Source organism: Streptomyces sp. NPDC002055, assembly GCF_040296705.1.
Taxonomy (GTDB): Bacteria; Actinomycetota; Actinomycetes; order Streptomycetales; family Streptomycetaceae; genus Streptomyces.
On sequence record NZ_JBEOXS010000014.1, the window covers coordinates 28,229 to 40,327 of the forward strand.

Sequence of the window (12,099 nt, forward strand, 5' to 3'; positions counted from 1 at the left end):
GGGCCGTCGGTGTCGGCAGGCATCGGGAACGGCCCGCCGCGCAGCTCACGGAGGGTCCGGCACCCGCGGGGAGCCGTCCGGAGAACGTTGGTTGCGCGCTCGCACGATCTCGTTCACACTTGGTGCAGCGGCGGAGCTGTGCCCGACACCGGGCAACGGTCCGCCGTTTCGCATGTGCGCGGCTTGCCGTCCGTACTCCTTCCTCCATCCGCACGGATGGCGGCCGCGCGCTTCTCTCCTGCCACCGCTTCCGACAAGGAGCCCGCATGTGAGTGATGCCCTGATCGCTTTCCCCGATGTGGAACGCCTCGTCGTCGACCACCTCAAGGACCGTGCCGAGCTGGCCGGAGTGACCGTCGACAACCGGCCGCCCGCCGGCTTCAACGGCACCCAGAAGGCCGTGCTGGTCTCGCGGACCGGCGGGGCCTGGGTGGACGACCAGCACCTCGACCAGCCCCTGGTGGACCTCGAGGTCTACGGGCCGGACAAGACGGCCGCGCACGGCGTCGCCCTGGTCGCCCGCGCCGCACTGCTCCAGGCGCGCGGCACGACGTACGGGGGCGCGTACGTCACCGATGTCGTCGAGGCGGACGGCCCGCGCTGGCTGCCCGACTACAACCGCCCCGCGGGCAACCGCTACCTCTCCACCGTGCGGCTGCTGATCCGCACCGCCTGAGGTGCGCCACCTGATGCGCATCGCCTGATACGCACCGTCTGATGCGCACCCTCTGAGGCGCAGTTCGCGCCTCTCTCCTACGGGCCCTGCCGGAACGATCCGGCGGGGCCTTTGCCATACCCACCTGATGAATGAGGAGTTCACATGGCAGGCAACAAGGGTTCCGAGATTCGCGTCGCCGGTTCCGGGCGGGTGCTGGTCGCCGCCCCGGGCAAGGCCGCCCCGGTCGACACCGCCGCCGCGTGGAGCGCCGACTGGATCGACCTCGGCTACACGACCACCGACGGCATCAAGTTCAACAAGAAGGACAAGATCGACCCGGTCGACACCTGGCAGTCGGTGAGCCCGGCGCGGTTCATCTACTCCGACCGCGACCTGACCGTGAAGTTCCAGCTCCTGCAGCTGAACAAGGACACGCTGCCGTTCTTCATGGGCGGGGACGCGGTGGCCGCCGGCGCCGCCGCGGGGCAGTTCAAGTACGACCTGTCCGCCGAGCCGAAGAAGGACGAGCGGCAGCTCGGCATCGAGTTCACCGACGGCGGGGCGGCGACCTACCGGTTCATCATCCCGCGCGGTCAGGTCACCGAGACCGAGGAGATCTCGTTCACCCGCACCGGTGCGGTGCGGCTCGGTGTCACCTTCACCGCGCTGGCCGTGGAGGACACCACCAAGCCGCTGGCGACCATCCTGATGAAGGACCCGTCCTACGCGTAAACGGCGGGTGCGGGGCGGCTCTTCGGGGTCCCCTTCGGAGTCTCTCCTGGGACCGCTCAGGTCCGCGCGGTCGCACCGTCCCCGTCGGTGCGCCTGCGCGGACCCGCACGTCCCGCACCTCCCGCATGCCCTCGCGCCACGGCACGGGCCGGCCCTCCCCCGTGGGCCTCTGCGTGTTCGTGCCGTGGCGCGGGGTTCCGGGTGCGTGGCGCGCGGCTTCCGTGTCGCCGCAACGGCTGCCTTGGCGGTGGCTGTGCGGCCGTACCGCTGCCCGAGTGGCGGTGGTGCGGCCGCGCGGCTGCCCGTGCGGCGCTGTACGGCCGGACCGGCTGCTCGTCACGCACCACAGCGGTGTCCGGTGTGCCCCCAAGGCGCACCGGACACCGCCCCTCCCTCTCCACACCTCATCTCTCCACCACCTGTGAAGGAGTCCGCGCATGTCCGGATTCGACGTCAACGCAGCCCGTGCCCAGCGCCTGGAAGCGCTCGGCCGGGCCTGGACCTTCCAGCTCGACGACGACACCTTCGAGCTCCCGACCGAGCTCACCCGGCAGACCGCCAGGAACCTCCGGGACCTCGACGACAACGATGTGGACGGGCTGCTCCAGCTGCTCCTCGGTGAGCAGCAGTTCGCCCGGTTCAACCGGCACGAGGTGACGATGCAGGACATCGGCGCGATCCTCGAGGCCTACGGCAAGGAGACGGGGCTGGGCCTGGGGGAAGGCTGAGCCTCGGCGCGTTCGTCGACGAACACGCCGAGGCCCTGGAGGCGGACCTGCTCCGCCACTACGGCGTGGATCTGCTCGACTGGCACCGCGGCCGGCTCTCCTCCCGCCGGCTCGCGGTGCTGCTCGCGCACCTTCCACGCGACGGAGCGGTCGCCCGCGAGCTGCACGACGAGGCGGCGGAGTGGTCGGTGACGGACCACCTGCTGGCCACCGTCGCCGATCAACTGGCGGTCTCCAACTGGATGTTCGCCACGGTCAACCGGGACGAGGACGCGGAGCCGTTGGACTACCCGGAGCCGATTCCGCGACCGGGGGCGACAGGTCCGGAGGCCATGGGTGAGGACCGGTCCGGCGAGGCCGGGCCGGAACTGGTCGGGCCGATGCCAGACCGGGGGGAGCTCATGCGGTTCTTCTCCTGAGCGCGGGGCCTGGGGTGGTGCCTCGTGCAGCACGGCGCCGTGGGCGTCATAGGGGAGATGCCCTCGTCAGGCAGTGATGAGGGCATCGATGGCGCTCTTCCGGCGGGTGTTCCGATCCGGCTCCGCAGAGGCGGAGAAGTCATGTCCGTGCTGTCAAGGTGCGGTTTGATGTCCTTCTGCATTGTGCACGATTCAGGGGAGGACGGGCATGGCTGACGCGAAACCCAGCGCATGGTCGGGCTGGAGAGATAAGGAACTTGCAATTCCGGGTGCAGGGAAAGGGGTGCCGATCCCGCTGGAGCTCCGAGGGGGCTTCAGCAGCAGTTTCAGCTTCCATCCGGTCCGTGGCGGTACTCGCGGGAGGGACGCCGGACCCAATCTCGGGAGCACTGCGGGACGCGGAGCGTTACGCGTCGTCCTCCCTGCCAGGTTCGACTCAGTGGCGACCTGGCGCCGTCGGGGTCATGAGGGAGCCGGCGGCATGCACCGATGGAAGATCAGGGTTCTGGCCCCGGATGATGTGCCGCTGCTCTCCTCGGAGCCGTACAAGGGGTGCGGGCTCGATACCGTGGCATTCTTGGGCGGCTCTCGCCGATCCGTCGATCTCCATTACGAGTTCGAGGACGAGTATGCGTACGGCCGCATCCTCTTCAATCCGGTATCGGGAGGGGACACCCGGAATCTGGCCCCTTGTGGTCTCCAGCGCAGGGGCATTTTGCGGCTTCCGGAGCCGGGGTACGTGACCCTCGAAACCTCGGACCATTGGGAGATGCGAGTGGAGTAGGTCCAGAAGGTTCAGTAGAACGGGACGTCCGTGGATTTCACTACGGGCGTCCTTTTGTTTTCCGGCACTGTCGGGATCCCGTGCATGGTGGCCGGATTGCCTGGAGGTGAGTCCGTGGGAAAAGCTGGTAGTGAAGACGAGGTCTGGATTGTCGGCCTCTTCAAAAGGGAGTTCTCCAGCTTCAAATCGAGCTGGAAGTCATTCACGGAAGACATGGTCAAGCGGGAATACGTCAAACAGTTTGAGGCTTCGGGGGTAAAAACCGAAGCCAATGCTGTTGTGGGTGCCGCCAACCTTGTCAATGCGGAGGCCACCTGGCTCAAACTGGAGAAGACCCTGTGGGACCCCTTGGGGGATCTTGAGAAAGCGAAGGAGAAGGAGAAGGAAGAGCAGGAGCTCCGCAGCAACAACTTGCACCCCACTCAGCTCCAGGAAGCCATCAACACGGCCAAGAGAGACCTGAGGCAGGACATCAGCAGGGTGCGGGGCGAGGCCGGGCAGGCCCGCAACAAGGCAGAGGAAGCGAAGCGGGCCGTTACGTCCATCCGCCGGCAGACAGCCCGGGACCTGCAAGGAATTGCCGACGAGTTCGAGCGCGTCGAGACGCGTATCAACGGCCTCGGACAAGCCCTCTGAGCAGGGACATCATCGAATGAGAACTCTCTGAAGGAGGGGAAATATGTCGCTCACGGTGAAGCTGCGGGCTGCCAATTCGGCCCTGCGGGGCTTTGCGCGGACCGCAGGGGGGAGCGCCTCATCCGTCAACAGATTGAAAACTGCGGCGGCACAGAGTTCCGCGCCACTGGGCCGGATGAAGGGAGGAACGGATAAACTGGCCTCCTCCGTAGGAAAGTTGCGGGGCGCTGCTACGCAAAGTGGCAGTGGACTACGCACCATGCGCTCCGCTCTGACCCAGACGGATGGTGCGCTGGGGAAGGCCAAGAGAGGAGCGGACCGGCTCAAGACCTCTCTCGACAAGCTCAAGTCCGCTGCCGCGGGGTCGCAGCGGGCCCTCCGCGACGTCAAGAAGCAGTCCGACGCCGTCGAGAAGTCCGTCGGCAAGGCCGGCAAGAACGCCGACCGGACCGGCAAGTCGATGGGCGGACTCGGCAAGGGCCTCAAGGGCGCGTCCCTCGCGCAGAAGGGGCTCAACCTGGCCATGGCCGCCAACCCCTTCGGCCTCATCATGACGCTGCTGGCCCCGCTCATCGCCCGCTTCGTCGACATGGACAAGGTCGTCAAGCTCGGCAAGCGCGGCATGGAGATCGCCTGGAGCGCGATCAAGGGGGCCACCAGCTCGGCGATCAAGTTCCTCACGCCCCTCCTCAAGGGCGTCGTCAACGTCTTCACCGCGCCCATCCGCGGCCTGATCACCGCCATGAACGGTGCGATCGGCGGCCTGAACAAGATCAAGGTCAACATCCCCGGCTGGGTCCCCGTCGTCGGTGGCAAGTCGTTCGGGCTCAACATCCCGAAGATCCCCAACATCCCGGCCCTCGCCCAGGGCGGTGTCGTCCAGCCCCGCAACGGCGGCCGGCTCGCGCTGCTCGCCGAGGCCGGTGAGGCCGAGGCGGTCATCCCGCTGTCGAAGCTGGAGCGGATGTTCAGCCGCCACCAGGGCGGCGGCGCCGCGCTGCAGCGTCTCGCCCAGGCCATGGAGCGCCTCGCCGAGCGCCCCGTGCATGTCCAGGTCGACTCCCAGACCATCGCCCGCGCCGTCCTCGTCGGACAGCGCCAGCTCGCCCGGAGGTGACGACGGATGGCCAGAAATCTGTGGATCGGCAAGCCCGGTCTGCTGCGTGAGATATCCCAGGCCGCCCGCAGCTGGGACCGCAGCGCCGAACTCAACATGACCGAGTTCCGGTCGCTGGAAGGGCGGGTCACGGCGATCGCCCCGGCCCGCACCACCCGCCGTCTCAAGCTCTCCTGGGAGTGGCTGGAGCCGGCGGACGCCCAGCACCTCACCCGCGTCGCCCGGCGCGTCAACGGCCCCGGGATGCTCGGCCGGAACGTCTACGCGGGCGGCGCCGTCGCCGTCCTCGACCCCGCGTCGGTCAACCTGCTCGACCCGCTCCAGGCCGCCGGGCAGTCCGAGCGGTCCAACGGCGGCGACCACTGGTTCACCATCAGCGGCACCATGGTCATCAGCCCCTTCATCGGCGACGCGGTCCTCGGCGACTGCCGGGACGAGGCCACCGCCATCGGCTGGCGGCACGGCAGTTGGGCGGGCTGGCCGGTCATGCCCGGCATGCAGGTCTCCTGGATGCTCCCGCCGGACTGGAACGCCGGCCTCTGCCAGGCCCAGCTGGACTGGAAGGACATCGACGGCCAGTACCTGTCGAGCACGGCGACCGCCGGACCGGTGACCACCGGCCTGGCCCCCGAGGGCGCCGCCTACGTCACCCCGGTCGGCCGCCCCGGCGCCACCGGCATGACCGCGCTCGCCGGCGCCTGTCTGACCGTCGGGGAGCCGCCGGTGGCCTTCGCCCTCGGCGACGGCTGCCCCGCCATGGCCGTCACGGCCTTCACCGACACCCCCGCCACCCGCCTGCCGTACCGCAGCATCAGTCTCGACCTGGTGGAGGTGCTCGGTGCAGCCCTCTGACGAGGTTCTGGACGCGGCCCTCGCCGCCCCGCAGCGCGACGTGGCCCAGTCCACCCGCCTCGGCGGCCGGGAGCTCGGTCCGCAGGTCCAGTCCTGGAAGGTCGAACGGGCCTACAACACCGACCTCCCCGAGGCGATGCGGGCGGTCTCCGGCAGCGCGTCGGCACAGCTGGAACTCCAGCTCTCCGGCGCCGACGGCGTGCCCGCGCCCCGGATGTACTCGGCCTGGGCCGACCGCGCCACGGGCGACGTGGCCCGCCCCGGCCAGTCCGTCGTCCACGCCGCGGGCCTCGCCGGCCGGATGCTGCCCGCCTTCCGCGGCACCGTGCGGTCGCGCTCCGCCGACTCCGGCAGCGACACCGTCACCGTGCAGGCGCTGGACGGGGCGGAGCGGCTGCGCGGTCCGGCCTCCCTGCCCCGCCCGTACCACGGGGTGCTGTACGGGCGTCCGGTCGCGACGGCCACCTGGTGCGTGGACGAGCTGCTCCGCCAGGGCGGCATCCACACCTGCCCGCCCCCGCGCGCACCCGAGCTCGACAAGGAGGACGCGGACCCGTTCACCGTCCTCTACGCCTCGCTGCACGGCGGCTTCAACGCGTCGTACGGACAGCCCGAGACGGTGCCCGCGCCCTCCGCGTACGAGTGGGTCCGCGAAGGGGCGCCGTTCGAGATGGCGCTGATGCCGAAGGAGGCCGGGCTGACCGTCTCCTGGATGCCGAGGTCGCGGTTCGCGCTGCCGGGCAGCATCTTCCAGGTGGAGTGCTGGGTCAACACGGCGCTGTCCCGGGGCAGCAAGCTCGAGCTGAAGACGGTCTTCGACCGCAGTGCCGGGGCGAGCGGCCATCTGACCGCGGTCTTCGACACCTCCAGCGGAGCCGTGACCATCACCTCCGGCACCGTCGGGGGCACCTCGGCGACCTGGACGTGGAACTTCCCGAAACTGGCGTCGGCCAAGGGCCGCTGGCACCTGGGCTTCATGGCGGACGCGACCGGCACCGGGACGTCGGTGATCCCCAGCTTCCAGCCGCGGCTCACCGCTCCCGACGGGGGATACCTCGTCGGCGGGAAGTCGGCGTCCACCACCAACACCAACGCCGTGCAGCCGCAGTCGGAGCTCAACCGCGTCGATGTGATCACCGACATGGCGGTGGAGTGCGTCCAGGTCACCGACCGGATCTGGACCGACACCGCCGGCTATCCGCCCGAGGAGTGGGAACAGCGGGGCCGGTGGAGCAAGGGCGCGGCGCTCGACGAGGCGGCCCTGCCGCTCTACGACGTGCCCAAGGTCTCCGGCTCGCTGTGGGAGGTGATCACCGAGATCGCCCGGGCCAGCATGTCCACCGCGGAGTTCGACGAGTTCGGGGTCTTCCGCTGGCGCGGCCCGAAGCGGTTCCAGACCAGCCCCGCCGAGCCCGACCTCACCCTCACCACGCTCCGGGACATCGCCTCCCTCACCGTCGGCGAGGAGATCGACGCCTGCCGGAACTACTGCGAGCAGCCCTACAAGGACTGGTCGAAGGTCACCTCGGTGCTCGGCACCGTCGTGGACGACCCGACGAAGTGGGAGATCCCGCCGGGCGGTTCACGGGAGGTGTCCTATGCCATCGCCGAGGACGAGAACGACTTCGGCCCGCCGGTCGTCGACGACGACGTGACACCCATCAAGGGCGGCAGCAAGGTGCGTTTCGGCACCGCCGTCACCGGCGGCAAGGCCGTCAAGGGCGAGGTCACGGTGAGCACCCGGCGCCAGGGGCCGCTCGTCATCCTGCGCTTCACCAACCGGAGCACGGCCGCCGTGTGGACGGTCACCAAGGACGGCAAGGGGTCGGTGCACCTCGAGACCATCAAGTCCGGCGCCGAGCCCAAGCAGCGCAGCTACGCGTGGTTCAACACCGACAGCCAGAAGTACTACGGCAAGCAGCAGTACCTGGCCGAGGCGTCCGACTGGGTGCAGGACCGGACGAGCGCCTCCGATCTGTCGTTCGCCATGCTCGACGCCGGCCGCTACCCGATGCCGCTGCTCGGCGAGGTCGAGGTGCTGCACGATCCCCGGGTCCAGCTCGGCGACGCCGTCCGGGTCGTCGACTCCGCGGGCGCCGCGCTCGACACCCTCGCCTGGGTCGTCGGCATCCGCACCACCGCCACGGCCGGCAGCGCACCGCAGCAGGTCCTGACCCTGCGCGGGGCGTCCTGGACGAGCCCGCCCCGGGACGAGGGCCTTCTCCCCGACCCGCCGCTGGACCCGAACGTCGGCCGGCAGCGCCCGTACACGGAGGTCACCGCGGCGTACGACACCCTGGCCGACCTCCTCGCCAAGGGCATCCTCTACCGGGCCCTGAAGCAGCACGGCTGACCATCCGCCCGCGGCCGCACGGCCGCGCGCCCGACCGAGGACGGTACGCAGTGAGCGAACCCCTCCCCGAAGCCCAGCCCCTTCCGGAAGCCCAGCCCCTCCCCGGAGCCCAGTCCTTCCCCGGAGCCCAGCCCCTCCAGGCAGGACCGCCCCTCCCGGAAGCCGAGCCGTCCCCCGACGCCGAGCCGCTCCCCGAAGCCGGACCGCCGCCGCCCGGCCCGGCACCGGCCGCCCCGCCCCCCGACTGGACCGCCCTGACCCCGATCGACGATCCGACGATCCGGGAGGGCGACGCGCAGTCGGGGGAGTACGTCCTGCCCCCGCCGATGGGCGACTGACCGCTCCCGACCCGCCGCGGGCCTCCCCGCCGGGAGGCCCACCCTCCAGGGCCGCCGCACAACCTACGGAGACCGCATGAGCAAGCTCACCCCGCTGGGGAACCTCCCCTATCCGCAGCCCACCGACGTGGCCGACGTGCCGCTGCACCTGCAGTCGCTGGCCGAGGCGATCGACGGCCGGACCGTGCTGCGCTTCACCGACATCGCCAACCTCCAGGCCCGGGTGACCAACCCGGTCGCGGGCATGGTGGCCTGGCTGGGCACCCCGGGCCGGCTCTTCCACTACGCCGGCAACCACTGGGCGCCCGTCGCGCCGGGCCCGGTCCACAAGGTCAACAACAACGAGGGTTCGACCACGTCCACCACCTTCGTGGAGACGCTGACCAACGCCGCCGGCGACCCGATGGCCGTGTCCTTCACCGCGCCGCCCTCCGGTTCGGTGATCGTCACGGTCGGCGCCTACACCTACAACTCCGCCGCGGACGGCCTGGCGTACATGTCGGCCGCCGTCCGGCTGGGGACGACCGTCAAGCTCGCGGCCCACGAGGACCGGTCCTCGATCGTCCGGTCGGCCGCCCGGGCCTCGGCGTCCACGCAGTTCCAGGTCTCCGGCCTCACCGGAGGAGCGCTGCACACGGTGACGCCCGCGTACCGGGCGGGCGGCGGCGCGGGCAACACCGCGTCGTTCGACAACCGCTTCGTACGGGTCGACCCGGTCACCTGAGCCGGCCAGGTCGGCCCAGTCACCTGAGCAGGCCAGGTCGACCTGGTCACCTGAGCCCGCCGGGTCGACCCGGTCACCCGAGCCCGCCGGAACGGGGCGGGCACCGGCCCCCGCCCGCCCCGTTCCTCCAGCACCGCACCCACCCGCCCCGAGCCCGCCGGCCCGGGGCTTTCCCATGCCCGGAGGAGAACCCATGGCCACTCCCCTGAGCGCCGACGCCTTCGCGCGCGCCCTGCGTGCCGAGGGCGTCCGTGTCGTCGAGCACGGCGGCTGGCGCACCCGCAACCGCAACCACATGGGCCCCTGGGGGCCCGTCAACGGCGTGATGCTGCATCACACCGCCGGCCGGGACAGCGTCGCCCTGTGCCGGAACGGCATGACCGGCCTCCCCGGCCCGCTGTGCATCGGCGTCATCGCCAAGGACGGCTCGGTCCACCTCGTCGGCTACGGCCGCACCAATCACGCGGGCCGCGGCTCGCGCGCCGCGTACGAGGCCGTGCGCAAGGAGTCCGCCCAGCCGGGCGGCCGCCCCGGGCCGGACGCCGTGGACGGCAACGTCCACTTCTACGGCTTCGAGATCGAGAACCTCGGCAACGGCCGCGACCCCTACCCGGACGCCCAGCTCGACGCCGTGGAACGGGTCGCCACGGCCGTCTGCCGGGCGCACGACTGGTCCTCGGCGAGCGTCATCGGCCACAAGGAGTGGACGATCCGCAAGATCGACCCGTCGTTCTCGATGGCCGCCATGCGCACCCGCGTCACCCGGCGGCTCGGCGGCCGTCCCACCCCTCCGGCGCCGCCCGCCCACACCCCCGACGGGTACGAGCCGTTCCCCGGCGCGGCCTTCTTCGCCGCCGGCCGCCGCAGCCCGCTGGTCACGGCGATGGGCCGGCGGCTGGCCGCCGAGGGCTGCGGCCGCTACGCGGTCGGACCGGGCCCGCAGTGGTCGGACGCCGACCGCGCCTCGTACGCCGCCTGGCAGCGCAAGCTCGGCTACTCCGGTGCCGACGCCGACGGCCTACCGGGCCGCGCCAGCTGGGACCGCCTCCGGGTGCCGCGCGCCACCCGCACCGCCTGAACGCACTCCGTTCGGACCGCCTGAAAGCACCCTCTCGATCCGCCTGAACGGGCACACCCGCACGCCTGAACCCGCACCGCCTGAAAGGGAACACCCATGTCCGAAGCCGCCAAGCGCACCGCGCGCACCGTGCTGCAGACGGCCGTCGGCCTGGCCGTCGCGCTCCCCGCGATCGTCGGCGCCGCCGGCATCCCGGCGGCCCTCCCCGGGGTGGCGGGGGCGCTCGCCGTGGCCGGGGGCCTGGCGCGGATCATGGCGCTGCCCGCCGTGCAGCTGCTGCTGCCGGGCTGGCTGCGCACCGTGCCGGCCACTCCCGACGAGGAGCTCCGCGCCCTGCTGGACGGCCGCCGGAGCCGCGGGTGAGCGGGCCGGAGGGCCGCTCCGACGCCGCGGCGGTCGCCCTGGAGCTGGAACGGCTCCGGGGCACGGTCGAGGCCGGGTTCGCCCGGGTCGACGGATCCCTGGCGCTGCTGGTGCAGCGCAGCGACCAGACGGACAAGCAGCTCGCGGACCACGAGTTCCGGCTGGACGCCCTGGAGCGCACCCGCTGGCCGCTGCCCTCCCTGGCGGCCGTGACGGGCGTCCTGGCCCTGGTGACGGCGGTGTACGGCACCTTCACGCGATAGCTCCCGTGCCCCTCGTCCGGGATCCCCTCGTCCGGGATGCCCTCGTCCGGGATGCCCTCGTCCGGGATGCCCTCGTCCGGGATCCCCGTGCCCGGGATGCCAGTGCTGGGAGGCTTCGCGTCCGGGAGACCGCGCGTCCGGCGGGCCCCGTGACCCGCGTCGCCCCGGCCCCACCACCGGGCACCCCCGGCCCGCACGGCGAAGAGCCCCGCCTCCAGGGGGCGGGGCTCTTCGTCCGTTGTGCGCAGGCCGGTGTGGCCCCGGCTCAGCGCGAGCGCTTCGCGAGGCGCTCCACGTCGAGCAGGATCACGGCGCGCGCCTCCAGGCGCAGCCAGCCGCGGCCCGCGAAGTCCGCGAGCGCCTTGTTGACCGTCTCGCGGGAGGCGCCGACCAGCTGGGCCAGCTCCTCCTGGGTGAGGTCGTGCACCACGTGGATGCCCTCCTCCGACTGCACGCCGAAGCGGCGCGAGAGGTCCAGGAGTGCCTTGGCGACACGGCCCGGAACGTCGGAGAAGACCAGATCCGACATCGAGTCGTTGGTGCGGCGCAGCCGCCGGGCGACGGCGCGCAGCAGAGCGGTGGCCACCTCGGGCCGGGCATTCAGCCACGGCTGGAGGTCGCCGTGCCCGAGGCCGAGCAGCTTGACCTCGGTGAGGGCGCTGGCCGTGGCCGTGCGCGGACCCGGGTCGAAGAGCGAGAGCTCGCCGATGAGTTCGCCGGGGCCGAGGACGGCGAGCATGTTCTCGCGGCCGTCGGGGGATGTGCGGTGCAGCTTGACCTTGCCCTCGGTGACCACGTACAGCCGGTCGCCGGGGTCCCCTTCGTGGAACAGGGCATCGCCCCTTGCGAGGGTGGCCTCGCTCATGGAGGCGCGCAGCTCGGCCGCCTGCTCCTCATCGAGGGCAGCGAAGAGCGGAGCGCGCCGCAGAACGTCGTCCACGTGATCTCTCCTTGTCGACATGCTCAGGGGGCCGTGGTCCCCATGATGCCGGACGGTAAAACTGTGTGATCAAACACAAGTGTGGCGCATCCCTGCCGGAAGCCCTACGGCAGG

14 protein-coding genes are annotated in these 12,099 nt (G+C 71.2%); 13 read left to right on the forward strand and 1 reads right to left on the reverse strand.

Annotation, left to right across the window (positions count from 1 at the left end):
• Nucleotides 1-268 precede the first annotated feature (268 nt).
• The 13 genes from ABT112_RS11090 to ABT112_RS11150 all read left to right on the forward strand — a co-directional run bounded on the left by ABT112_RS11090 (nucleotide 269) and on the right by ABT112_RS11150 (nucleotide 11,045).
• Nucleotides 269-676 carry a hypothetical protein gene (locus ABT112_RS11090; RefSeq protein WP_351507978.1) on the forward strand — a complete coding sequence of 136 codons (408 nt, stop codon included), beginning with the start codon at nucleotides 269-271 and terminating at the stop codon, nucleotides 674-676.
• Nucleotides 677-820: 144 nt separating this feature from the next.
• The gene (locus ABT112_RS11095) at nucleotides 821-1,390 is read left to right on the forward strand and encodes a phage tail tube protein (protein ID WP_351507980.1); all 570 of its coding nucleotides are present in this window, start codon (nucleotides 821-823) and stop codon (nucleotides 1,388-1,390) included.
• A 437-nt stretch (nucleotides 1,391-1,827) separates the two neighbouring features.
• On the forward strand, nucleotides 1,828-2,118 hold the full coding sequence (locus ABT112_RS11100) for a hypothetical protein (RefSeq protein WP_351507982.1): 291 nt from the start codon (nucleotides 1,828-1,830) through the stop codon (nucleotides 2,116-2,118).
• Nucleotides 2,119-2,183: 65 nt separating this feature from the next.
• Complete coding sequence (locus ABT112_RS11105) at nucleotides 2,184-2,537, forward strand: hypothetical protein (protein WP_351507984.1); 354 nt, start codon at nucleotides 2,184-2,186, stop codon at nucleotides 2,535-2,537.
• Nucleotides 2,538-3,435: 898 nt separating this feature from the next.
• Nucleotides 3,436-3,957, forward strand: a complete 522-nt coding sequence (locus tag ABT112_RS11110; protein ID WP_351507986.1) for a hypothetical protein — start codon at nucleotides 3,436-3,438, stop codon at nucleotides 3,955-3,957.
• Nucleotides 3,958-4,216: 259 nt separating this feature from the next.
• The gene (locus ABT112_RS11115) at nucleotides 4,217-5,074 is read left to right on the forward strand and encodes a hypothetical protein (protein ID WP_351507988.1); all 858 of its coding nucleotides are present in this window, start codon (nucleotides 4,217-4,219) and stop codon (nucleotides 5,072-5,074) included.
• Nucleotides 5,075-5,080: 6 nt separating this feature from the next.
• Nucleotides 5,081-5,926: a hypothetical protein gene (locus ABT112_RS11120; protein ID WP_351507990.1), complete on the forward strand. Its 846-nt coding sequence runs from the start codon at nucleotides 5,081-5,083 to the stop codon at nucleotides 5,924-5,926.
• The gene (locus tag ABT112_RS11125) at nucleotides 5,913-8,279 is read left to right on the forward strand and encodes a hypothetical protein (RefSeq protein WP_351507992.1); all 2,367 of its coding nucleotides are present in this window, start codon (nucleotides 5,913-5,915) and stop codon (nucleotides 8,277-8,279) included. The genes ABT112_RS11120 and ABT112_RS11125 overlap by 14 nt, the downstream gene beginning before the upstream one ends.
• A gap of 50 nt (nucleotides 8,280-8,329) precedes the next feature.
• Nucleotides 8,330-8,617: a hypothetical protein gene (locus tag ABT112_RS11130; RefSeq protein ID WP_351507994.1), complete on the forward strand. Its 288-nt coding sequence runs from the start codon at nucleotides 8,330-8,332 to the stop codon at nucleotides 8,615-8,617.
• A gap of 76 nt (nucleotides 8,618-8,693) precedes the next feature.
• Entirely contained in the window at nucleotides 8,694-9,341 is a 648-nt protein-coding gene (locus ABT112_RS11135; protein ID WP_351507996.1) for a hypothetical protein, read from the forward strand.
• A 193-nt stretch (nucleotides 9,342-9,534) separates the two neighbouring features.
• Entirely contained in the window at nucleotides 9,535-10,419 is an 885-nt protein-coding gene (locus tag ABT112_RS11140) for a peptidoglycan-binding protein (protein ID WP_351507998.1), read from the forward strand.
• A gap of 96 nt (nucleotides 10,420-10,515) precedes the next feature.
• A complete protein-coding gene (locus tag ABT112_RS11145) occupies nucleotides 10,516-10,782 on the forward strand; it encodes a hypothetical protein (RefSeq protein WP_351508000.1) in 267 nt (88 codons plus the stop codon).
• On the forward strand, nucleotides 10,779-11,045 hold the full coding sequence (locus ABT112_RS11150; protein WP_351508002.1) for a hypothetical protein: 267 nt from the start codon (nucleotides 10,779-10,781) through the stop codon (nucleotides 11,043-11,045). The genes ABT112_RS11145 and ABT112_RS11150 overlap by 4 nt, the downstream gene beginning before the upstream one ends.
• Nucleotides 11,046-11,310: 265 nt before the next feature.
• On the opposite strand, the gene ABT112_RS11155 is transcribed toward ABT112_RS11150, so the two are convergent.
• Nucleotides 11,311-11,985, reverse strand: coding sequence for a Crp/Fnr family transcriptional regulator (locus ABT112_RS11155; protein WP_351508004.1), 675 nt, complete (start codon nucleotides 11,983-11,985; stop codon nucleotides 11,311-11,313).
• Nucleotides 11,986-12,099 lie beyond the last annotated feature (114 nt).

Bases quoted from the DNA above. Each gene is read 5' to 3' on its own strand.
- ABT112_RS11095 (WP_351507980.1), top strand. From the start codon at position 821: ATGGCAGGCAACAAGGGTTCCGAGATTCGCGTCGCCGGTTCCGGGCGG.
- ABT112_RS11115 (WP_351507988.1), top strand. From the start codon at position 4,217: ATGCGCTCCGCTCTGACCCAGACGGATGGTGCGCTGGGGAAGGCCAAG.
- ABT112_RS11145 (WP_351508000.1), top strand. From the start codon at position 10,516: ATGTCCGAAGCCGCCAAGCGCACCGCGCGCACCGTGCTGCAGACGGCC.
- ABT112_RS11135 (WP_351507996.1), top strand. From the start codon at position 8,694: ATGAGCAAGCTCACCCCGCTGGGGAACCTCCCCTATCCGCAGCCCACC.
- ABT112_RS11100 (WP_351507982.1), top strand. From the start codon at position 1,828: ATGTCCGGATTCGACGTCAACGCAGCCCGTGCCCAGCGCCTGGAAGCG.
- ABT112_RS11120 (WP_351507990.1), top strand. From the start codon at position 5,081: ATGGCCAGAAATCTGTGGATCGGCAAGCCCGGTCTGCTGCGTGAGATA.
- ABT112_RS11140 (WP_351507998.1), top strand. From the start codon at position 9,535: ATGGCCACTCCCCTGAGCGCCGACGCCTTCGCGCGCGCCCTGCGTGCC.